Here is a 21,436-nt window from a genome sequence, read left to right as displayed (position 1 = left end):
GCGGGTTCAGCCCTCAGGCCTGCCACCAGCGCTCGATCAGGCGCAGACCGTCCAGCTCACCGTAGGGCGCAGTCACCCCGCCATGGGTGACGCGCTTGGAGCGGGCAGCCACGGAACTGGCAAACAGCGGCACGATCGCCCCGCCTTCGTCGCGGCACAGGGCCTGCATTTCGTTGTACATCTCCTGGCGCAGCGGCGCGTTCATCTCGCCACGGGCGGCATTGAGCAGCTGGTTGAAGCGCGGGTTGTCCCAGTGCGTTTCGTTCCACGCCGCGCCTTTGGCGTAACCGATGCTGAACATGCGGTCGGCGGTCAGGCTGCTGTAGAAGAACGAGGTGGTGAAAGGTTGCTTCATCCACACGTTGCTGAAGAAGCCATCGGCCGGCTCGCGCACCACGTCGATGTCGATACCGGCTTGACGCGCCTGCTCCTTGAACAACACCGAAGCGTCCACGGCACCGGTGTACGCGGCATCGGAGGCTTGCAGACGCACCTTGAGCGAATCGACCCCAGCCTGGCGCAGGTAGAAGCGTGCCTTGTCCGGGTCATACGCGCGCTGCTCCAGCGCGCTATTGATAAAGCGGCTGCCGGGCTGGATCGGGTGATCGTTGCCGATCTGCCCGTAGCCGTAGAGCACCGAGGCGAGCAAGGTCTCGCGGTTGATCGCGTGCTTGAGGGCCAGGCGGATGTTGTTGTCCTGGAACTGCGTGCTGTCGGTCAGCATCGGGAAGGTGTAGTGCTGGGCACCTTTGGTTTCTTCAATGGCCAGGTTCGGGTTGCGCTTGAGCAAGGCCACGGTTTTCAGGTCGACCTTGTTGATCACATCGACTTGACCGGTGACCAGCGCATTGACCCGCGCCGCGCCATCGGCGATGGCCAGCAGCTCGGCACTGGCGAAATGCGCCCTGCCCGCTTTCCAGTAATCCGGGCTGCGTTCCAGGTCCATGCGCACACCGGGCTCGAAGCCCTTGAGGCGGTAGCCGCCGGTGCCCACGCCAGACTGCCAGTCGGCGGCACCGTCCTTGGCCGGCATGATCGCCAGGTGATAGTCGGCGACCACATAGGCAAAGTCGACGTTGCCCGAATGCAGCTCGAATACCACGGTATCGTTGCCTTCGGCGCGCACCTGGGCGACGTCGCCGAGCACGGTCTTGGCTGCCGAGGTGGACTTGTCGCCGAGGTGATGCTGGATCGACGCTACGACATCGTTGGCATCCAGGGTCTTGCCGTTGTGGAAGGTCACGCCCTTGCGCAGGGTGAAGGTCCAGATCCGCGCATCGGGGCTCAGTTCCCAGCGCTCGGCCAGTTCCGGAATGGCGCTGCCATCCACGGCGATTTCGCTGAGGGTGTTGTACACTGCCGAGAAGCCGACAAAGGTGAAGGTATCGGCCCAGGTGCCCGGGTCACGCGAGTCGGTGGTGCTGCCACCGGCCAGGCCCATGCGCAGCACGCCGCCGGCTTTGGGCGTGGCCTCCTCGGCCCAGCCGCGCATCGGCAAGCCAAGGCTGAAGGCGCCAGCCACCGCGGCTGCCGTGGCGCTGTACTTGAGAAAATCGCGACGCGGCAAGCCGCCGTCGTGCATCGCTTGAGTAATTTTGTTGTTGTTATCGCTCATGGCATTGCCCCTGTTGAAGCGCAGAGAAAAGGATTCAGCCGACTTCGCACGCATCGATGCTGCAAATATTTGTATTTGTCATCGTGACAATTACATTAGACTCAATCACACACCGCTGCCAAGCCCCTTTCAGGATGGAATTTTTCAAAGGACTCTACCGACCATGAGCCAGTCGACTCGCCTGATCACCGCCTCGTACATACTGTCGTTCGTGGCCGCCAACGCCCCGCAGAAGCTGCGTACCGAGACCATTGCCAAATGGGTCAAGACCCACCCTACGCGCGTGCGCAGCCTGGTCTCACTGATGGTCAAGGCCAACATCCTCAAATCCTGGCGCGGTGCCCACGGCGGCTTGACCCTGGCCCGTCCGGCCAGTGAAATCACCTTGCGCGAGGTGTATGACGCGGTGCAGGAAAGCTCGTTGATCGCCGAGAAGATCGACAACCCCTTCTCCGGTCTGGAAGACCACTGCAAGGTGTTCGAGGTGTTCACCCGGCTGTTCGCCATGCTGGAGGCCAACATGCGCCTGGACCTCGGTGCGATCACCGCTGACCAGTTGTTTGTGGCGTTCGACAAGCCGCTGGAGAAGGCCGAGCAGGCCTGAGCCTGCCCGGAGTACCTCAGATCAGATCTGCATGGCCTTGATCTCGACGAACTCGGCCAGCCCCTCCTCGCCCCACTCCCGGCCGTTCCCCGACTGTTTGTAGCCGCCAAACGGCGCCTGGTAGTTGAAGGCTGCGCCATTGATAAAGCACTGCCCGGCACGCAGTTGCCGACCCAGTTGCAAAGCGCGCTCGCGATCACCCGCCCAGACGGCGCTGGACAAGCCAAAGGGTGAGTCGTTGGCCAGGGCAATACCCTGCGCTTCATCGTCGTAGCGAATCAGGCACAGCACCGGGCCGAAGATCTCCTCCTGGGCAATGCGCATGCGGTTGTCGACGTCGGCAAACAGGGTTGGCTGCACGTAGAACCCCCGTTCGAAGCCTGCTGCACTGTCACCACCACAGAGCAAACGCGCGCCCTCTTCTTGGCCGATGCGGATGTAATCCTGCACCGTGCGCCGCTGCGCCGCCGAACACATGGGCCCGAGGAGGCTTTGCGGGTCTTGCGGATCGCCCATCACCAGTTTGCGGGTCTCGTCCAGAGCGATCTCCACAGCCTCGTCATAGCGACTGGCAGGCAGCAGCATGCGGGTCAAGGCGGTGCAGGTCTGCCCGGAGTTGATCATCACGTCCTGCACGCCGTAGCGCACAGCGGCGTCAAGGTCGGCATCGGCGGTAATCAGCAACGGCGACTTGCCGCCCAGCTCCAGGCACACGCGTTTCACCGTCGGCGCAGCGGCTTGCGCGACACGCACACCGGCACCGGTGGACCCGGTGAACGAGACCATGTCGACCTGCGGATGCCGGGCCAATGCTTCGCCGACTTTCGAGCCGGGCCCGCTGACCAGGTTGAATACCCCGGCCGGCAAGCCGATGGCTTCGATCATCTCAGCCAGCAGGAAGGCGTGCAACGGGGTTTCCTGACTGGGTTTAACCACTACGGTGCAGCCTGCTGCCAATGCCGGAGCCAGTTTGCCGATCAGTTGGTGCAGCGGGTAATTCCACGGGTTGATGAACGCGCAGACGCCGACAGCTTCGCGGTACACCAGAGAATTACCGACCTCACGCACTTCATCCATCAGGCCGGCCAGTTCAATGTACTGCTCAAGCCCGGCGATCGGTCCGTCCACCTGCACGGGACGACACCACTGCACCGGCATGCCCAGCTCGGCGGTGATAACACTGGCCATTTCCTCGGCACGTGCGGTCAGTTGCGCAACCAAGGCGCGGATGTAACCTGCGCGTACGCTCGATGGCGTGCGCGACCACTCGGCAAATGCCTGGCGCGCTGCCGCTACGGCACGGTTGACGTCCTCTTCGTTACCCAGTGGCACGCGACCGGCGACCGTCTCGCTGGCCGGGTCGATCACTTCCGCCATGCCCTGTCCGGACGGCACCTGCCAGGTGCCATCGATAAACAGCCGCGAATATTCACGCATGGGCCTTGGCCTCCATCAGTTCCGCCGCGCAGCGGGCAATGCGCTGGCAGGCATCGCGCAGTGGCTCATCACCCAGCACCAGGCCCAGGCGGATATGCCCCGCCGCACTCGGGCCGAAGGCTTCACCGGCCAGCACCGACACGCCATGGCGGTCCAGCAAACGGTTTGAGAAGTCCTGAGCGCTAAGGCCGGTTTCGCGGATATCGACCATCACGAACATGCCGCCATCCGGCTTGAGGGCCTTGAGCCCCGGGCAATCGGCCAGGCACTGGCAGACCAGGTCGCGGCGCTGGCGGTAGGCGTCGCGCATCGCAACCAGCTCTGGCAACTGTTGCTCCAGAGCTACTACTGCAGCGTCCTGAATGAAGTCCGGCGAGCCGTAGAGCATGCACAGCGCGAGGTTTTCCAGATGCGTGGCCAGGGCTGTCGAGCCGACCACCCAGCCCACGCGCCAGCCAGTCATGGCATGGGACTTGGACAGGCTGTTCAAAGTCGCCGTGCGCTCGGCCATGCCCGGCAGGCTGCCGGGGCTGATGTGCTCACCTTCGTACAACAGCTCGCTGTAGACCTCATCGGAAATCAGCCACAGGTCATGACCAATGCACAGCTCGGCCAAAGCCTCCCAGGTCGAACGCGGCAGGCTTGCACCCGAGGGGTTGTGCGGGCTGTTCAAGGCCAGCGCACGGGTGCGCGGGGTGATCCGCGCGGCAACATCTTCAGGGCACACGCGAAAGCCGTTCTCGGAACGCACCGGTACCGGCACTACGGTCGCGCCACAGGCGCCGAACACGGCTTCGTAGGTGACATACATCGGCTCGGCGACAATCACCTCATCGCCGGGGTTGAGCACGCACTGGGCGACGCAGAACAGCGCGCACTGGGCACCCGCCAGCACCGTCACTTGATCGGCGCTGACCGTCTGGCCACTGCGCTGCTGGTGACGCCGGGCAATGGCCTGGCGCAGGGCCAGTTTGCCGCGTACGTCCGAATAGTGGGTGTGGCCGTTCTGCAGGCTGTCGATAGCGGCCTGGACGATGGGCGCCGGGGTGTCGAAATCCGGGTCGCCGACCGACAGCAAGAGGATGTCCTGGCCTTGCGCCTGCAGTTCGAGGGCACGGTAGTGAATATCCCAGGCGGCAGCGCCGTCACCGGCGATGCGTTGGGTCAGATCGGAAAAGCGCATGGCAATCTTCCTGAATAGGGTTGGACGTCAGCGAGCGCAGGCGTGCTTGAGCTCGATCAGGGTCACGCTGTTGCGGGCGAAGCCGGCGCGCAGTTCCTGTTGCAGTTCATCGAGGCTGCCTGGCTGCGCCACGGTGCAGCCGAACGCCCGGCCGAGCCCGGCAAAATCGGGGTTGCGCGGCAGCACGCCGATGGGCTCGATATCCAGGTTGAGCATGTCGTCGCGGATCTGCCCCAGCGCGTCGTTGTTCCACAACAGCACAACCAGCGGACGGTCCAGCTCTTCGACGGCCGTGGCCAGTTCCTGAGCGGTGTAAAGGAAGCCGCCGTCACCGACCAGCACCAGGCCCGGACGGTCTTCGGTGGCGAACATGCCGCCGATGCCCGCGGGCAAGCCGTAGCCCAGGGTGCCGTAGCCGGTAGGATGCAACCAGCTGCGCGGCGCGCGGCTGGCGAAGGCGTAGTTGCCGGTGTAGGCCAGCTGGGTCATGTCGGTGCTGATGAAGGCGTTGTCCGGCAGCTCGGCGGCAATCCGGTCGAGAATCGCTTGGTGGATCGTCTGCAGCGGGCCATGCCCGGCCTTGAGCGCCTGACGCAAGGCAGCGACCGAAGCGATTGCCGTCTCGGGGTCGCGCTTGATGTCTGGCAAGTGCTCCAGCAAGGCGCCGACAGTGAGCCGTGCATCACCCTGCAAGGCCAGTGCGCACGGGTAGAAATCGTTGAACTTGCGGGGGTCGATATCCACCCGCAGCAGCTCGCCATTGAGCTCCAGGCGTTCACGCCAGAAGTCGGTGTCGGCCATCTCGGTGCCCACGGCCAGGACCACATCGGCCTCGGCGAACAGCTTCCAGCCAGGCTCGACGCACAGGCTCGCTCCGGCATTCAGCGGCGCCTGCGGAGCCAGCAGACCCTTACCGGCAACGCTGGTGAACAGCGGCGCCGCCAAGCGGGTACTCAATTGCTGCAGCGCATCGGCAGCCTGCAACGCGCCGCCACCGGCGATGATCATTGGTCGTTTAGCCGCTGCCAGCTTGGCCGCTGCCTCTTCCAGCAGGCAACTCGCCGGCAAACCACGGTTTGGGCGGCGGACTACTTCATTGCTCCAGTCACGCTTTACCGGCGCCGCCAGCACATCCAGTGGCACGGAGATATGCACCGGGCGTGGCCGCTCACTGTCGAACACCGCATAGGCGCGGGCAATCAGCTCCGGCAAGTCCTCGGCGCTCAAGGCCACGGCAGAAAACGCCGTGATCGGCGCGGTCATGGCGCGCTGATCCTGGGTTTCGTGCAGGCAGCCCCAGCCTTTGCCAAGGCTGGCCGTGTGGTTGACGCTGGAAATCACCAGCATCGGGATCGAGTCGGCATAGGCCTGGCCAATGGCGGTGGCGGCGTTGGTGACACCTGGACCGGTGATGACAAAGCACACACCGGGCTTGCCGCTGACCCGGGCATAGCCGTCAGCCATAAAGCCTGCGCCCTGTTCATGACGGGTGAGGACGTGACGGATGCCGCTGCCGGGCAGGCCACGGTACAGCTCCAGGGTATGCACCCCGGGAATACCGAACACCGTGTCGACGCCGTAGTTGGCCAACAGGCGGACCAGGGCCTGGCCGCCGGTCAAGGGAGTGTTGTGCATGTTGTGCTCCTTACGCCTGGCCGAGGCGAATCAACGCATCGACCGCGGTGGTGCCCTGGGCACCGACCATTAATGGGTTCACATCCAGTTCGAGCAATTGCCCGGCGTTTTCGCAGGCGTAGTCGGCCACGGCGCGGATTGCCGCGACCAGGGCATCGAGGTCGGCGTGCTCACGGCCACGGAAGCCCTGCAGCAGACTGGCGCTGCGCAAGCCGAGCACGGCCGCGCGAATGGCGCCGTCAGTGGTCGGCAACAGCAAAGTCTTGCTGTCCTTGAGCAGCTCGACGAGGATCCCGCCTGCACCGATCACCAGGGCCAGGCCGAAGTCGTTTTCCCGCTTGATACCGACGATCAGCTCGGCAAGTGGCGCACTGGCCATGGGTTCGAGCAGCACCTGGTCAAACGGCACATGCGGCGCATAAGCGCCAATCCGTGCGCGCATCTGTTGCACGGCGCTGTCCAGTGCTCGCGCGTCCCGCAGGTTGAGCGCCACGGCACCGGCTTCGGTCTTGTGCGGCAACTGTGTGCTGACGGCCTTGAGTACCAATGGAAAACCCACGGCTTGCGCAGCGTTGACAGCCTGACCGGCTGTACTCAGTACGCCAGCGGGAACCGGCAAGCCGAAGGCCTTCAATGCCTGCTTGGAATCCCACTCATTGAGCAGTTCGCTGTCGCCTTCAAGCGCTTGCGGGCACAGCGGCACCAGCGCCGACTCACCGAGATCCAGCAAGGCCTGACGGTTGCTCTGGTAGGCCGCGATCCGTCCCCAGGCCGCCAGCCCGTCCTCAACCCCCTGCAACGCCGCGATGCCATGGCCATGCAGGCGTTCGCGGGCACTGGCCGGGAGCAACTCGGGGAATGCCGAGGTGACAAAGCCGATCTTGCCGTGGCGCTTGAGCGCAGCGCTGTACAGTTCCAGCAGCAGGTCGCATTCCTTGCGCTCGCCGGTAAACTCGGCCGGATAGTCGAGCACCAGCATGGCCGCGTCGGCCTCGCTGCGCAGGGCGCTGTCGAGCATGCGTTCAAGGGCGCCGCCGTCACCCCAGATGGCCGTGGTGAAGTCCAGCGGGTTGACCAGGTTGGCGTACGCCGGCAGTACCTGGGCCAGCTCATCGACCTGACCGGCATCGAGTTTCGGAAGGGTCAGTTCGTTGCGTTCGGCATAGTCGGCGATCAGCCCGGCATCGCCACCGGAACAGGCCAGGGCAATCAGGCTGCGGCCTTTGGGCAAGTTGCCGCAGGCGGCGGCCTTGAGGGTTTCGGCGAAACTCACCGGGCCGCTGACGCGGATCACTCCCAGACGCTGGAACAGGCTGTCATAGAGCGCATCGGAGCCGGACAGCGAGCTGGTATGACTCAGGGCCAGCTCGGCACCGATCTGCGACACCCCGGTTTTCAGGGCAATGATCGGAATGCCCTTTTCCAGCGCCTTGTGTGCGGCGCGGGCAAAGCCCGGAACGTTCTTCAGCCCCTCCAGGTGCAGGCCGATGGCGGTCACCCGCGGTTCATCCAGGAGCACATCCATCAGCTCGGCGATGCCCAACTGCGCCTGGTTGCCCACCGAAGCCATGTAGGCCACTGGCAAGGAGCGGTCGCTCATCGACAGGTTATAGGCGAAGTTACCGCTCTGGGTCAGGATCGCCACGCCCTTCTCCACTGCCTTGCCGCCGTGCGCCACCGGCCACAGGGCGCTGTTGTGCAGGTAGTCGAGCAGGCCGTAGCAGTTGGGGCCGAGCAAGGCCATGTTGCCGGCGGCCTTGAGCAGTTGCTGTTGCAACGCCAGGCCTTCGGCGCCGGCTTCGGCAAAGCCCGAGGCATAGCAAATCGCCCCGCCGGCATCGATGGCGGCCAGCTCGGCGACACACGTCAGCGTCAGCTCACGGTTGGTGGCGATGAACACCGCGTCCGGGCCGCAGGGCAGCTCGGCAACACTGCGCACACAGGGAATACCATCAATGCTGTCGTGCTGCGGATTGACCAGCCACATCTGGCCTTGATAGCCGCCTTCGGCACAGCGTTTGAACGCCCGCGCCATGCTGCGGCCACCGACAAAGGCCAGGTGACGCGGCGCCAGCAGGCGTTTGAGGTTGTCACGAATCGACTGCGACATAAGTATTCTCCGACCCGATCAACGCAACAGAGGGCGCAACAGTTCGCGGGAAATAATGTGCCGCTGGATCTCCGAGGTGCCCTCCCAGATCCGCTCGATCCGCGCATTGCGCCAGATCCGCTCGACCGGGCCTTCATCCATCAGGCCCATGCCGCCGAAAATCTGCACGGCTTCGTCGGCGACCTTGCCCAGCACTTCACTGGCAAACAGCTTGGCCATGCCGGCCTCGCCATCGGTCATGCTGCCCTGGTCCATCTTCCAGGCGGTGTGCAGGGTCAAAAGCTCAGCGGCGCGGATCTGCGTGGCCATGTCGGCAAGTTTGAACGACACGCCCTGATAGGTACCGATCGGCTGGCCGAACTGCTTGCGGTCGGCGGCCCATTGCAGCGAAACGTCCAGCGCGCGCTGGGCCTGGCCGACGCAGTTGGCGGCGACCATTACTCGCCCGGCGGTGAGCCAGGCGTTGGCCACTTCCCAGCCCTTGCCCACTTCACCGAGCACTTTGCTGGCCGACACCCGGCAATCGTCGAAGAACATCTCGTAGGTGTGATAACCGCGGTTGCTCACGCATTTAGGGCCACGGCGGATAGTCATGCCCGGGGTACCACGGTCAACCAGGAACGCAGTGACCGCGTTGCGCTTGCGGCCGTTGTGCTCATAGGTATCGGTCACGGCGAAGACAATGGCGAAATCGGCGTGCCCGGCGTGGCTGATGAAATGCTTGCTGCCATTGAGGACGAAGTCGTCGCCCTCGCACACGGCACGGGTCTTGATCGCGTTGGCGTCGGAGCCTGCGCCCGGCTCGGTCAAGGCAAAGCAGTCGACCTTTTCGCCCTGGATGCATGGCAGCAGGTAATCGTTGATCTGCTCATCCTTGCAGGCCATGAGGATCTTCGACGGACGCGCGACAAACACATGCACCGCCCACGACACCTTGGACAGCTCACGCTCGATCAGCGCCTGAGACAGGTAATCGAGACCGCCACCGCCGACTTCCTCGGGCATGTTGAACGCATAAAAGCCTGCGGCGATGGCCTTGCCACGAATCTGCGCGGCCAGCTCCGGCGACACCTCGTCGGCGCGGTCCACGGCCTCCTCATGGGGCAGCAACTCTTTGGCGACGAAACTGCGTACCGCTTCCACCAACATTTCTTGTTCTTGGGTCAGTTGGAAATTCATGGAATGTTCCTGAAGAAGGTCGTGTAAGTGTTTATTTACCAACGAATTTTGCCGCGCGCTTTTCGACCGCTGCACGCAAGGCTTCGGCGCCGTCCTCGCTGCGCCCGCACAGCAACCCGGCGGCAAGCTCGGCCTGCAACTGCTCGCCGAGGGTGCGCTGGGCGCCGTCACGGATCAGGGTTTTGGTCTGGGCGAAGGCGAAGGTCGGGCCGTTGGCCAGGCGTCCGGCCAGTTCTGCGGTGACTGCCAGCAACTGGTCATCGGCGCACACCTCACCCACCAGCCCGGCGGCCAGCGCTCGTTCGGCGCCCCAGAGTTCATCGAGGAACAGCAGGCGCTTGGCCTGTTCGCTGCCGATCAGTCGTGGCAGATGCCAGCTGGCACCGGCGTCGGGGCTGTAGGCCATGCTGGTGTAGCCCGCCTTGAAACGGGCTGATGCGGCGGCCACGCGCAGGTCACAGCACAGCGTCAGGTCCATCCCGGCGCCGACGGCGGTACCGTTGATGGCGGCGATGGTCGGTTTGTCGAGGCTATGCAGGCGTTGCATCAGAGCGTGAGCGGTCTCGGTCCAGCCATAGCTTTCCAGCGCGCCACGGGCTTCGGCCTCAGCCCATTCGGCCAGATCCGCCCCGGCACAGAAGCTACGCCCGCTGCCGGTCAGCACCACCACGCGCACGGCGGGGTCGGCGTTGCAGTCATCGAGCAAGGCGTGGAGCTTCTTCAGGCTGGGGATGTCCAGCGCGTTGCGCTGGTCAGGGCGGTTGAGAGTGATCCAGGCAACGCCGGCTTCGACTTTGCTCAGCAGAGATGGGGAACCAGTCATGGGAGGCCTCGAATTATTGTGGTTGGCGTGAGGGGTAGGACTTGAGGCCATACTAAACGAGTGTTCAACAAGGAGACAATCGGGAAAAAATAGTGATGTAACAGATGAAATTACACTCTTAATTAACTGTTTTTATTGAATAAATACTTACAGAAACACAAAGCGACCTGAGCGCTGTTACAACTTCGCACAACTGCCATCCCCATCGCGAAAGCAAGAGCGAAGCGAATTGTGCTTTTGATCTTGATCTGCTTTTGATCTTGATCCACCGGCCCCGTTAACCAGTAGGGCTGAGTGGAGGTGTCGTGGAGGGGCTAGCGCGCAGCGCCTTCGGCGTAGCCGAAGTTGCGAAGCGTAGAGTTGCTTGCAACTCGTAGCTCGCAATGCCCCGTAGCGGCACCGGAGCGAAGGAACCCGAAGCGCAGCGTAGGGCCCCTGGTGGGGCGAGAATTTTGCTTACTTTTTTTCGACTGAAAAAGTAAGCCGCCGTAAGGGCGGAAAGGTGACTCAGCGCCACCTCCGCCAATGGATATGTACTCAAACCCGAGGGCCTCATCGCGGGGCAAGCCCGCTCCCACCGGGTGGGAGCGGGATGCGTTAGACGGACGGCGCCAACACCACTTGCCGCTTGCGATTGATGATGAAGTACGCCGCATAACACACTGCAATAAAACCAAACCCCCAGTACAGCGAAGGCCGCTGCGTCTCATCCAGCGCCAGGAACACAAACAGCGAGCTGCACAGGGTGATGCACAGCAGCGGCACCAGCGGATACAACGGTGCGCGGTACTTGAGGTCAGTCAACTTGCCGCCATCACGCAGGAACGCCTTGCGGAAGCGATACTGCGCCAGGGCAATGACGATCCAGGTCACCGTCCCGGACATCCCGCTCACCGCCATCAGCACCATGAACAGCGTGTCGGCAGCAACGAAGCTGGTCATCAGCGACACCAGGGCAAAGCACAAGGTGATGCTCAGCGCCCGCAACGGCACCCCGCGCTTGCTCAGCGGCGACAGGCTCTTGGGCGCCATGCCGGTTTTGGACATGGCCCAGAGAATCCGCGTCGAGGCATACAGCCCGGAGTTGCCCACCGACAGAATCGCCGTGAGGATGACGAAGTTCATCAGGTCAGCCGCATAGGGAATACCGACCATGTCGAACACCTGCACGAACGGGCTTTCCATCAAGCCGGCCTGCTGCCACGGAACGATGGCCGAAAGCACCACGATCGCCAGCACATAGAAGATCAGCACGCGGAACACCACGTTGCGCACCGCACGCGGGATGCTCTTTTCCGGCTGGTCGGTTTCACCCGCCGCCACGCCCATGATCTCGCAACCCTGGAAGGCATAGACCACGGTCATCATCACCGCGAACACCGCCGACAAGCCGTTGGGGAACAGCGAATCGCCAATCAGGTTGCTCATCATCGGTGCCGGTGCGCCGCTGCTCAGCGGGATGGCACCGAAGATCACCAGCACGCCAACAATGATGAACCCGAGGATCGCCGCCACCTTGATCCCCGAGAACCAGTACTCGGCTTCGCCAAAGGCACGGGTGGCCAGGGCGTTGAGGCCGAACAGCACCACCACGAACAGCGCCGACCAGTACCAGATCGGCACCTCGGGGAACCAGCGCACCATCAGCATGCCCGCCGCGGTGAACTCCAGGCCGACGGTGGTGGCCCAGCTCATCCAGTACACCCAGCCGATCATGAAGCCGGTGGCCGGGCCGATGTACTTGGTGGCGTGGGCCTGGAACGAGCCGGACACCGGCATCTGCACCGACAGCTCGCCCAGGCAGACCATCACCAGGTACATCAGGAAGCCCGCCACCAGATAAGCCAGGATCGCACCCACCGGCCCACCCTGGTTGATGGTTACCCCCGAGCCCATGAACAAGCCGGTGCCGATCACGCCGCCCAGCGACAGCATGAAAATGTGCCGGCTCTTCAGCGCGCGAGTGAGGTGAATGCCTTTACGTTCGGTAGATTCGCTCATGTCGGCACCTCAACAGTGGCGCAGGGGCGAAAGGGACTGGCGATAACGCGGGGACGGCTGAGCTTTACGGCAGTTCATTATTATTATCTCCAATAAGCTTCGAAGACCGCGTGCAGTGCGGTTAGCGTCGATTATTGGAAAGCGATGTAAGGTGCAGTTGTACGTAAAGATCGAAGATGTAAAAAGTCGTAAGATTTTTGTACGTCAGCGCTGGATCAGGCGTTCCAGCGTCTGCTGCGCCCGTTGCATCTGCACCTGTAAAGCCTCCCGCACGCCGTCGATAGCGGTCAGGTTGCGTGCCATCGCCGCCTCCTCCAGGGCTCGCAACACCCGGGCCAGGCCACAGAAGCCAAGGGAGTCGCTGCTGCCGGCCAAACGATGGGCCAGGTGGACTATTTCAGTGCAGTCATGCGCAGCGATGGCCTCGGCCAAGGCGCTGCGGTGCTGGGCAATCAGCGTCTGCAAGACCTCCAGCAACCCTTGCACTTTCTGTTCGCCCAGCAATTGGCGATGGGTGTTCAGCAGTGCGTGGTCCAGGTCCGAGTCATCCGCTGCGTCCTCCGGCAGCGGCCGCTCGGCGGCCAGGGCCTGACGCAGGCTTTCCAGTTTCAACGGCTTGGCCAGCACTCCGTGCATGCCTGCTTCGAGAAAACCCTGCACCAGTGCTGGCTGGACGCTGGCGGTCAGCGCCAGAATCCGCGTGTCGCGGTTCGGCCCGGGGCTGCTGCGAATCTGTCGGCACAGCTCAACGCCGCTGATACCTGGCAAATGCACATCGAGCAGGATCAGATCGAAACGCCGCTGACTGCACAGCGCCATGCCCTGCCCGGCTTCCTCGGCCAGCCAGACCCGGTGGCCATCGCGTTTGAGCAGGCCCTCTACCACATCACGGTTCAACGCCACATCCTCGACCACGAGGATGTCCAGGGCCGCGACCACCTGTGTGGGTACCTGCGTGAGCGGCTGTTGCTGCGCGGATGCCAGACCCAGCTCGAACCAGAAACAACTGCCCTGCCCCTCGGTGCTTTGCAGGCCAATCCGTCCACCCAGTTTTTCCACCAGATGTTTACTGATTGCCAACCCCAGGCCGGTACCGCCATAGCGCCGCGCCACGGCTTCGCTGGCCTGGGTGAAACGGTCGAAGATTTTCGCCTGCATTGCTTCGGCGATACCGATGCCGTTGTCGGTGACACTCACCCGCACCCACTGCTGGCCGTCCTGCTCGCCCAGCACCTGGACCTGGACACTGACCTGCCCGCCTTCGGTGAACTTGATCGCGTTCGCCAGCAGGTTGCTCAGCACTTGACGCAGAAACTGCTCGGCGCCCTGCTGACGCTCGGCCAACTGCGGATCGATATGGCACGTCAGGGTACTGCCGTTGGCCAACGCCCTGGGTTCAAGCAGGGTGATGACTTCGTCGCACAGCTGACGCAGGGAAAAAACCACGGCTTCGGGATGGGTTTCGCCTTCTTCCAGACGGGCGAAATACAGCACTTCGTTGAGAATGGTCAGCAACCCTTCACCGGCCTTGTACAAGGCATCCAGACGCTTGCCGTCCTGCACATTGAGTCCGGCGCCGCGCAGCAGTTCAGCCATGCCGAGAATGCCGTTGAGCGGCGTGCGCAGTTCATGGCTCATGGTCGCCAGAAAACGCGATTTGGCCAGGTTCGCCGCCTCGGCCTCATCCTTGGCGCGCATCAGGCTGGCGGTACGCCGTTCGACCATCTTTTGCAGCTCGTCGCGTTTGTCCTGCAAGGCCAGACGGTCCACTTCGCGCCGCTCGATATCGCGGAGAATCGCCCGGCGCATGTCATCCAGGGCATGCGCCACGGTGTCGATCTCATCTAACCGGGCTGAGCGACGCTTATGCAGGCGCAGCGGCTCCTGCCAGTCGCCGGCGCCAATGCGCCGGGCGAATTCGGCCATGACCTGCAGATGACGGGTGACCAGACGATAGAACAGGCCCGACAAGGCCATCGCCAAGCCACAGAGAAACACACTCATCCATAACAGGCTGGTCAGCCCGGTGGCGAACAGACGCCGATGCACCGCGCCCAGATCGATGCTCACCTCAAGCTCACCGAGATGGCGCAACGGCCCCGACGGCGGCTGGAAATCCAGGGGGAAACGTTCGATGCGCAGCGGCCCCGGCGGGTTGGCGTCACCCTGCAGCAGGTTGAAGTCGGCGCTGCTCAGTCGCACCCGGGCGACATCGGAAAAATCCACCAGGCCACGCAGCTGCACGCTGATCTGCTCCTGGTTCAGATCCCAGAGGCTGCGTTCCAGGCTGGCCAGGTAGCCAACCCGGATCAGTGCCATGCGCGCATCGATATCGCGCATTTCCCGGCGGTACTCGAAATACAGCTGCACGGTGCTGGCCAGCACCGTGAAGCACAGACTGAACAACAGAATGAACAGCAACAGGCGGCGCAGCAGGCCATCAGCGTGCAGGCGGATCATCGCGCGTCTGCCGGCAGGTTGATCATGTCGCGGTAGGTCACTTCGCTCTGCTGCAGCCAGCGCTCGATCTCACCGCTGTCGGTCATGCGTTGCAGCTGCTCGTCTATCTGCGCCATGTGCTGACTCAATCTGGAGTGACGCGAAACGGCGACACGCAGGTAATCCACGCTGAGGGCCGCAGGCAACGCCTGGATATCCTCACCACCGGGCAGACGTTCAACAAACAGCTGACCGGTGCGCCGCTCCTGAATGACGAAGTCGATACGGCCGCGAATCAGCTTGCCGAAGTTCTGCTGACTGGATGACACCCATTCGATGTTCTGGTGCCTGGCGACGAACTGGTCGAACTCAGGGCCGTAGCTTTCGCCAAACAACAGCCCACCGCGATAGCCGGCCAGATCTTGCAGGCGCTCGAACTTCACCGGTCGCTGGCGATTGACGAACACCGCTACTTCTTCGCGCAGCACCGGCACCCTGGAAAAACGCATGCCCTGGTCACGCTGGTCACTGTTGTAGGCCAGCACCACGTCTACCCGGCCTTCGGCGGCGTCGAGCAAACAGCGCTTCCAGTTGCCCAGCACAACCATCTCGACCTCGTAGCCCAATCGCCCGAACAGCTCGCGCACCACGGTTGGCGCCAGGCCGCGCACCTGCTTGCCGTCGCTCCAGGACACCGGCGGGTACACCGGATAGTCGCAATAGCGGATGCGCTCGGCGGCCTGCAGCCACGGGGCCAGCACCAGCATCAGCAGGCCCAGCCAGCGGCCCATGGCGATCAGGCCGCCACGCTGGCGGTAAACAGGTAACCGGCGCCGTGGATAGTGATGATCAGCTGCGGCTCGGCCGGGTCGTCGTGCAGCTTGCGCCGCAGGCGACCGACCAGCACGTCGATGGAGCGGTCGTTGGGCACCCATTCACGGTTGCGGATCTGGTCCATCAACTGGTCGCGGCTCAAGGTGTGGCCGCTGTTGCGCAGGAACACGCTGAGCAGCTGGAATTCGCCATGGGTCAGCAGGGTTTCGCCGCCCTGCGGGTCGATCAGGCGACGGCGGTCAGTATCCAGTGCCCAGTCGGCGAACTGTTTGAGGGCGTGGGGGCTGGTGGCTACCGGCTTCGAGGCCTGGGCATGGCGCACGCGGCGAATCAGGTTTTTCGCCCGCGACACCAGCTCGCGAGGATTGAGCGGTTTGATCACATAGTCGTCGGCGCCACACTCCAGGCCAACGATACGGTCGATGTCGTCGTTGCGACCGGTGATAAGGATGATGCCGACTTCCGAGCGTACCCGCAGCTCGCGGGTCAAGGTCAGGCCGTCTTTGCCCGGCAAGCGGATGTCGAGCATCACCAGGTCGACGCTGTGGCTGGCCAGAAAATTTTCAGCCTGTTCGGCGGTGTCGGCGCAGTGAACGTCGTAGCCTTCCTGGGACAGGTAGGCGTGCAGCAAGTCGCGAATAAGCGGATCGTCGTCGACGATCAGTACCCGAGGCGTCATTGCGTGTTGTCTCTTATAGTCGTTGTTATGTAACTCGCGACAGCAGCCTACCCATTACTGAACGACCGATCAACAGCCCTCGGTCAGGGTGAAGCGCCGCCGTCCACCGGCTTGCAGGCCATCGACCCAGGCCTCACAGATCTGCACGCCCTGCTCGGGGGTGAAGGTGCCGGGATTGAGCCCCGATTCCAGCCACAAACCGTCGAGCAAAGCGCTCAGGCTGATGGCCGCTAGGTCGGCATCGAAGGCCTGCCAGGCCTCCTCCCGCGCCAGTTCACTGAGCAGGCGGCCCAGTTCATTGCGGTATTCCCCGTAGGAGTGATCGTGCACCTGGTTGATCGCTTCGGCGGTTTTCACCGCACCCCAGAACGCCAGCCAGGCATCGAGCAGTTGCGGGTCGAGCAGTTCAGCGCAGAACGAGGCGCGAAAGAACGCCGACAGGCGCTCGCGGGCATTCGGTGCGGCCTGGGCCATGGCTTCGCGGATCAGGCCCATGACCCGCCCGGTGACCGCCATGTAGGCTTCGGCCACCAGTTCGTCCTTGCCCGAATAGTGGTGGCTGATCAACCCCACCGAAACCCCCGCCTCGGCCGAGATCTTGCGAATCGAGGCGCCCTGGAAGCCGTGTCGCTTCAGACACACCAGCGTTGCTTCGACCAGGTTGGCCTTGCGCAACTCCGGGACCATACGGCTGTAACGGGCTTCCTGGCTCATCGACGGTTCTCTTCGGGTCTGGGGGGAGCAGCAATCTTGTGGGAGCCGGCCTTGCCGGCGATGGGGCCCTCCGCATTCGGTGCGTAGCCCTCTGGCCCGGCTTTGCCGGGCATCGCCAGCAACGCTGGCTCCCACACGCTGTTGAACAACTGTACAACAACTCCCAATCAGTCGCGATAGTCCGGTGCCACCCGTTCCAGCATCCTCAACAAGGCCTTCCACGCCAGCTGCATCGCGCCGCTATCAGTCAGCTCGCCTTCTTTGAGCTGCCGCGCGTGATCGTTGAACTGGCGCTCGGTATGGGCGCAGACCGCATCGGATGGCAGCACAATCTCACCGGCCGCTTGCGCTGCCAGCTGGATTTCACAGGCTTTTTCCAGGTAATACATGCGCAGGAACGCCTCGCTGACGGTCTCGCCCACGGTCAGCAAACCATGGTTACGCAGCATCAACACCGGCTTGTCGCCGAGGTCAGCCACCAGGCGCTGCTGCTCGTCCATGTCCAGCGCCACGCCCTCGTAGTCGTGGTAAGCGACCTTGCCGTAGAACTCCATGGAGATCTGGTTGACCGGCAGCAACCCGCACTTGAGCGCGGCCACCGCACAACCGGCCTTGGTATGGGTATGCAGCACGCACTGGGCATCTTCACGGGCGCCGTGAATGGCGCTGTGGATCACAAACCCCGCCGGGTTTACCGGGTACGGCGAAGGCTCGACGGCATTGCCCTGCAGGTCGATCTTCACCAGGTTGGAAGCGGTGATTTCATCGAACATCAAGCCGTAGGGATTGATCAGAAAGTGGTGCTCGGGGCCAGGAATACGCACCGAAATATGGGTGAAGATCAGGTCGGTCATGCGGAAATGCGCGATCAGCCGGTAACAGGCGGCCAGTTCCTGGCGCAGGCGCAGTTCGGTTTCAGTCGGATTCATTGTTGTTGTTCTCAGGCAAATGGCTGGCCAGACAATAGGGCTGGACACCCGGCGGTGTCCAGCCATCAAGGGTTACTTACTGGCCCAGGCGTTGAAGCGCTCTTCGAGTTCATCGCCATGATCGACCCAGAACTCGACGTTCATCGCCAGGGCGCCTTCAAGGTTCTGCTTGGAGGTCGGCACCCAGTTGGCCAGCTTCGGATCAAGCTCTGCGGCCGCCTCGGTGTTGGTTGGCCCGTAAGGGATCGCGTTGACGTAGCGCACCTGGGTGTCGGGCTGGTTGGCGAAGGCGATCAGGCGCTTGGCCTGGTCGACATGCTTGGAGCCTTTGATGATCGCCCAGTAGTCCATGCCGTACAGGCTACCCGGCCAGACCACGGCCAATGAACTACCCTCCTGCGCGGCGACGGCGATCCGGCCGCTGTAGGTCGAGGTCATCACCACGTCGCCGGCGCTCAGCCATTGCGCCGGTTGCGCACCGGCTTCCCACCACTGGATGTAGGGCTTGAGTTCGCTGAGTTTGGCGAAGGCGCGGTCGACACCCTGCGGGGTCGCCAGCACCTTGTAGACATCTTCGGCTTTGACGCCGTCAGCCATCAGGGCGAACTCCAGGTTGTACACCGCGCGTTTGCGCAGGCCGCGCTTGCCGGGGATCTTCTGCACGTCCCAGAAATCCGACCATGATGCCGGCGCCTGGGCCAGTTTGTTCTTGTCGTAGGCAATCGCCACGCTCCACACCAGCACCGCCGAACCACATTCCTGTGCGGCATCGGGAATCAACTGCTCGGCGCGGCCGATCTGCGCCCAGTCGAGGCGCTCGTACATGCCCTCCTCGCAGCCGCGCATCAGGTCCGGCGCCTCGATCATGACCAGGTCCCAGTCGACGTTACCGGTGTCGACCATCACCTTGATCCGGGCCATTTCGCCGTTGTATTCACTCTGGATCAATTTGCTGCCGTCCTGGGCGCTGAAAGGCTGGAAGATCGCCGCATCCTGGGCTTTCTGACCGGCGCCGCCGTAGGCGACGACCACCATGTCCGGTGCTGCCTGGGCACTGCCAAGGCCAAGGGCAAGCAGCCAGGGCGAGAGTTTGAGCAGGTTCGCTTTCATTCGTGGTTCCTCATGCTGGTACCGCGCCAGGCGCAGTCCGTTTTCTTGTTGTTGTGAGGTGTGCCCCAGGACTCGGGGTGAATCGAAAACTAGTCAATGCCAAGTAAAAAAACAAGTTGATTTTTTACTGGCGGTACACTTCTATAGAAAAATAAAAACAACAACCCGCTGGAGCCTGCACAGCATGTCGACCTTCACGCACCTGTTCGAACCGCTGCAAATCCGTGGCAAACGCCTGAAGAACCGCATCATGTCCAGCGGCCACGACACCTCGATCCCCACCGACAACCTGGTCAACGACCGCCTGATCGCCTACCACAAGGCCCGCGCCGAAGGCGGCGTCGGCCTGATCGTGCTGCAGGTGGCCGGGGTGCACGACAGTGCGCGCTACACCTCGCATGTGCTGATGGCCACCGACGATGCCTGCATCGAGGGTTACCGCCAGCTGGCCGAGACCTGTCATGCCCATGGCACGGTCGTGCTGTCGCAGATTTTTCACCCTGGCCGGGAAATAATGGAGTCCAGCGACGGCCTGCTGGCCGTGGCTTATTCAGCCTCGGCGGTACCCAATGAACGCTTCCGGGTGATGCCGAGGGCCCTCGACCAGGCGATGATCGACGAAATTGTGCAAGGCTATGCCGACGCCGCACGGCGCCTCTATCTGGCCGGGATCGACGGCGTCGAAGTGGTCGCCAGCCACGGCTATCTGCCGGCGCAGTTCATCAACCCACGGGTCAACCGCCGCACCGATGGCTACAACGGCGAGCTGGAACAGCGCTTGCGCTTTCTGCGCGAAGTGATTGCGGCGGTACGCGCCGCTACCGCGCCGGATTTCATCATCGGCCTGCGCATCAGCGCCGACGAACGCGATGCCGAGGGCCTGACCGAGGACGAGTCGCTGGCGGCGGTACAGGCGCTGCAGTCGGCGCTCGACTATGTGCATATCGTCGCCGGCACCTCGGCCTCGCTCGGCGGCGCGGTGCATATCGTCCCGCCGATGGCCATCGAAGCGGCGTACCTGGCGCGCGAAGCCGGTACCTTCAAGGCCAGCCTGTCGATTCCGCTGTTCGTCACCGGGCGCATCAACCAGCCGCAGGAAGCCGAACTGATCCTCGCCCGTGGCCAGGCCGATGTCTGCGGCATGACCCGCGCGCTGATCTGCGACCCAGAGATGCCCAACAAGACCGACAGCGGCCATGCCGAGGATGTGCGGGCGTGCATCGCCTGCAACCAGGCCTGCATCGGCCATTTCCATCGCGGCCTGCCGATCTCCTGCATCCAGCACCCGGAAACCGGGCGTGAACAGCAGTTCGGCCAGCTTCAGAAAGCGCCGCAACGCAAGCGCATCATGGTCGCCGGTGGCGGCCCGGCCGGCATGAAAGCCGCCGCAGTGGCGGCAGCACGCGGGCACGAGGTGACCCTGTACGAAGCCAGTTCACAACTGGGCGGTCAGGTACTGCTGGCGCAACTGCTGCCGCGCCGTGCCGAGTTCGGCGGCGCCAGCACCAACCTGCAGCGCGAAATGCAGCTGGCCGGGGTCGAGGTGGTACGCAACACCCGGGTCGATCGCGCCCTGGTGGAACGTGAACAGCCCGACCTGGTGATCGTCGCCACCGGTGCCGAACCTTACTGGCCGGCCTTCGAGCGTGGGGGTGAACTGCAGGTCGTCGATGCCTGGCAAGTGCTGCGCGATGAAGTCACGCTCGGACGTTCGGTGCTGGTGGTGGACTGGCGCTGCGACTGGATCGGCCCGGGCATCGCCGAACGCCTGGTCCGCGCCGGGCACCAGGTGCAGCTGGCGGTCAATGGCACCCACTGCGGCGAAAACCTGCCGTTGTACGTACGCGACCAGATGGCCGGTGAGCTGCATAAACTCGGCATCCCCATCACCCCCTACGCCCGCCTCTACGGCTGCGATGACAACACCGTGTACCTGCAGCACACCGCCAGCGGCGAGCCGATGATCTTCGAGGACATCGACACCCTGGTGTTGTGCCAGGGTCATCAACCGGTCGATACCCTGGTAGACGAGCTCAGCGGCCTGGTGCAAGTGAAGCGGATCGGCGATTGCCTGGCCCCACGCACCGCCGAAGAAGCCATTTACGAAGGATTGAAGGTCGCCTGGACGCTCTGAGCCTGTTTAT

The 21,436-nt window shown here is 63.3% G+C and carries 16 protein-coding genes; 2 read left to right on the top strand and 14 right to left on the bottom strand.

Annotated features, from left to right (window positions below):
- Positions 1–13: 13 nt before the first annotated feature.
- Positions 14–1,615 carry an ABC transporter substrate-binding protein gene (locus tag AC07OF_RS15615; RefSeq protein WP_157192459.1) on the bottom strand — a complete coding sequence of 534 codons (1,602 nt, stop codon included), beginning with the start codon at positions 1,613–1,615 and terminating at the stop codon, positions 14–16.
- Positions 1,616–1,778: 163 nt separating this feature from the next.
- Between AC07OF_RS15615 and AC07OF_RS15610 the strand changes: the two genes are divergently transcribed.
- Positions 1,779–2,219: an Rrf2 family transcriptional regulator gene (locus AC07OF_RS15610; RefSeq protein WP_133213102.1), complete on the top strand. Its 441-nt coding sequence runs from the start codon at positions 1,779–1,781 to the stop codon at positions 2,217–2,219.
- A 21-nt stretch (positions 2,220–2,240) separates the two neighbouring features.
- Here the strand turns inward: AC07OF_RS15610 and AC07OF_RS15605 are convergent, their stop codons facing one another.
- The 13 genes from AC07OF_RS15605 to AC07OF_RS15545 all read right to left on the bottom strand — a co-directional run bounded on the left by AC07OF_RS15605 (position 2,241) and on the right by AC07OF_RS15545 (position 19,292).
- Complete coding sequence (locus AC07OF_RS15605; protein ID WP_495073123.1) at positions 2,241–3,656, bottom strand: aldehyde dehydrogenase family protein; 1,416 nt, start codon at positions 3,654–3,656, stop codon at positions 2,241–2,243.
- Positions 3,649–4,839 carry a pyridoxal phosphate-dependent aminotransferase gene (locus tag AC07OF_RS15600; protein WP_157192457.1) on the bottom strand — a complete coding sequence of 397 codons (1,191 nt, stop codon included), beginning with the start codon at positions 4,837–4,839 and terminating at the stop codon, positions 3,649–3,651. The genes AC07OF_RS15605 and AC07OF_RS15600 overlap by 8 nt, the downstream gene beginning before the upstream one ends.
- Before the next feature lie 27 nt (positions 4,840–4,866).
- On the bottom strand, positions 4,867–6,474 hold the full coding sequence (locus tag AC07OF_RS15595; protein ID WP_495073122.1) for a 5-guanidino-2-oxopentanoate decarboxylase: 1,608 nt from the start codon (positions 6,472–6,474) through the stop codon (positions 4,867–4,869).
- 10 nt (positions 6,475–6,484) lie between these two features.
- Positions 6,485–8,584, bottom strand: a complete 2,100-nt coding sequence (locus tag AC07OF_RS15590) for an acetate--CoA ligase family protein (protein ID WP_476447208.1) — start codon at positions 8,582–8,584, stop codon at positions 6,485–6,487.
- A gap of 18 nt (positions 8,585–8,602) precedes the next feature.
- Positions 8,603–9,763, bottom strand: coding sequence for an acyl-CoA dehydrogenase family protein (locus AC07OF_RS15585; RefSeq protein ID WP_495073121.1), 1,161 nt, complete (start codon positions 9,761–9,763; stop codon positions 8,603–8,605).
- Between the two features lie 31 nt (positions 9,764–9,794).
- Entirely contained in the window at positions 9,795–10,586 is a 792-nt protein-coding gene (locus AC07OF_RS15580) for an enoyl-CoA hydratase/isomerase family protein (protein ID WP_157192453.1), read from the bottom strand.
- A gap of 597 nt (positions 10,587–11,183) precedes the next feature.
- Positions 11,184–12,587 (bottom strand): amino acid permease, encoded by a 1,404-nt coding sequence (locus AC07OF_RS15575; RefSeq protein WP_157192452.1) that lies wholly within the window; start codon positions 12,585–12,587, stop codon positions 11,184–11,186.
- Between the two features lie 204 nt (positions 12,588–12,791).
- A complete protein-coding gene (locus AC07OF_RS15570; protein WP_495073120.1) occupies positions 12,792–15,047 on the bottom strand; it encodes an ATP-binding protein in 2,256 nt (751 codons plus the stop codon).
- The gene (locus AC07OF_RS15565; protein ID WP_495073119.1) at positions 15,044–15,817 is read right to left on the bottom strand and encodes a substrate-binding periplasmic protein; all 774 of its coding nucleotides are present in this window, start codon (positions 15,815–15,817) and stop codon (positions 15,044–15,046) included. The genes AC07OF_RS15570 and AC07OF_RS15565 overlap by 4 nt, the downstream gene beginning before the upstream one ends.
- Positions 15,818–15,822: 5 nt before the next feature.
- Positions 15,823–16,539, bottom strand: coding sequence for a response regulator (locus tag AC07OF_RS15560; RefSeq protein WP_157192449.1), 717 nt, complete (start codon positions 16,537–16,539; stop codon positions 15,823–15,825).
- 69 nt (positions 16,540–16,608) lie between these two features.
- On the bottom strand, positions 16,609–17,253 hold the full coding sequence (locus AC07OF_RS15555) for a TetR family transcriptional regulator C-terminal domain-containing protein (protein WP_157192448.1): 645 nt from the start codon (positions 17,251–17,253) through the stop codon (positions 16,609–16,611).
- A 167-nt stretch (positions 17,254–17,420) separates the two neighbouring features.
- Positions 17,421–18,182 carry a class II aldolase/adducin family protein gene (locus tag AC07OF_RS15550; protein WP_495073118.1) on the bottom strand — a complete coding sequence of 254 codons (762 nt, stop codon included), beginning with the start codon at positions 18,180–18,182 and terminating at the stop codon, positions 17,421–17,423.
- A gap of 72 nt (positions 18,183–18,254) precedes the next feature.
- Positions 18,255–19,292, bottom strand: coding sequence for an ABC transporter substrate-binding protein (locus AC07OF_RS15545; RefSeq protein ID WP_342625463.1), 1,038 nt, complete (start codon positions 19,290–19,292; stop codon positions 18,255–18,257).
- 184 nt (positions 19,293–19,476) lie between these two features.
- Here AC07OF_RS15545 and AC07OF_RS15540 point away from each other — a divergent pair, with 184 nt between their 5' ends.
- Positions 19,477–21,426 (top strand): oxidoreductase, encoded by a 1,950-nt coding sequence (locus AC07OF_RS15540; protein ID WP_495073117.1) that lies wholly within the window; start codon positions 19,477–19,479, stop codon positions 21,424–21,426.
- The last annotated feature ends 10 nt before the right edge of the window (positions 21,427–21,436 follow it).

Source organism: Pseudomonas sp. GW821-FHT10B02, assembly GCF_059415665.1.
Note: the sequence above shows the minus strand (reverse complement) of the source record. Positions and strands in the feature narration are given on the sequence as shown.

Bases quoted from the DNA above. Each gene is read 5' to 3' on its own strand.
- AC07OF_RS15605 (WP_495073123.1), bottom strand. From the start codon at position 3,656: ATGCGTGAATATTCGCGGCTGTTTATCGATGGCACCTGGCAGGTGCCG.
- AC07OF_RS15555 (WP_157192448.1), bottom strand. From the start codon at position 17,253: ATGAGCCAGGAAGCCCGTTACAGCCGTATGGTCCCGGAGTTGCGCAAG.
- AC07OF_RS15575 (WP_157192452.1), bottom strand. From the start codon at position 12,587: ATGAGCGAATCTACCGAACGTAAAGGCATTCACCTCACTCGCGCGCTG.
- AC07OF_RS15590 (WP_476447208.1), bottom strand. From the start codon at position 8,584: ATGTCGCAGTCGATTCGTGACAACCTCAAACGCCTGCTGGCGCCGCGT.
- AC07OF_RS15580 (WP_157192453.1), bottom strand. From the start codon at position 10,586: ATGACTGGTTCCCCATCTCTGCTGAGCAAAGTCGAAGCCGGCGTTGCC.
- AC07OF_RS15550 (WP_495073118.1), bottom strand. From the start codon at position 18,182: ATGAATCCGACTGAAACCGAACTGCGCCTGCGCCAGGAACTGGCCGCC.
- AC07OF_RS15560 (WP_157192449.1), bottom strand. From the start codon at position 16,539: ATGACGCCTCGGGTACTGATCGTCGACGACGATCCGCTTATTCGCGAC.
- AC07OF_RS15585 (WP_495073121.1), bottom strand. From the start codon at position 9,763: ATGAATTTCCAACTGACCCAAGAACAAGAAATGTTGGTGGAAGCGGTA.
- AC07OF_RS15540 (WP_495073117.1), top strand. From the start codon at position 19,477: ATGTCGACCTTCACGCACCTGTTCGAACCGCTGCAAATCCGTGGCAAA.
- AC07OF_RS15570 (WP_495073120.1), bottom strand. From the start codon at position 15,047: ATGATCCGCCTGCACGCTGATGGCCTGCTGCGCCGCCTGTTGCTGTTC.
- AC07OF_RS15615 (WP_157192459.1), bottom strand. From the start codon at position 1,615: ATGAGCGATAACAACAACAAAATTACTCAAGCGATGCACGACGGCGGC.
- AC07OF_RS15545 (WP_342625463.1), bottom strand. From the start codon at position 19,292: ATGAAAGCGAACCTGCTCAAACTCTCGCCCTGGCTGCTTGCCCTTGGC.
- AC07OF_RS15595 (WP_495073122.1), bottom strand. From the start codon at position 6,474: ATGCACAACACTCCCTTGACCGGCGGCCAGGCCCTGGTCCGCCTGTTG.
- AC07OF_RS15600 (WP_157192457.1), bottom strand. From the start codon at position 4,839: ATGCGCTTTTCCGATCTGACCCAACGCATCGCCGGTGACGGCGCTGCC.
- AC07OF_RS15610 (WP_133213102.1), top strand. From the start codon at position 1,779: ATGAGCCAGTCGACTCGCCTGATCACCGCCTCGTACATACTGTCGTTC.
- AC07OF_RS15565 (WP_495073119.1), bottom strand. From the start codon at position 15,817: ATGGGCCGCTGGCTGGGCCTGCTGATGCTGGTGCTGGCCCCGTGGCTG.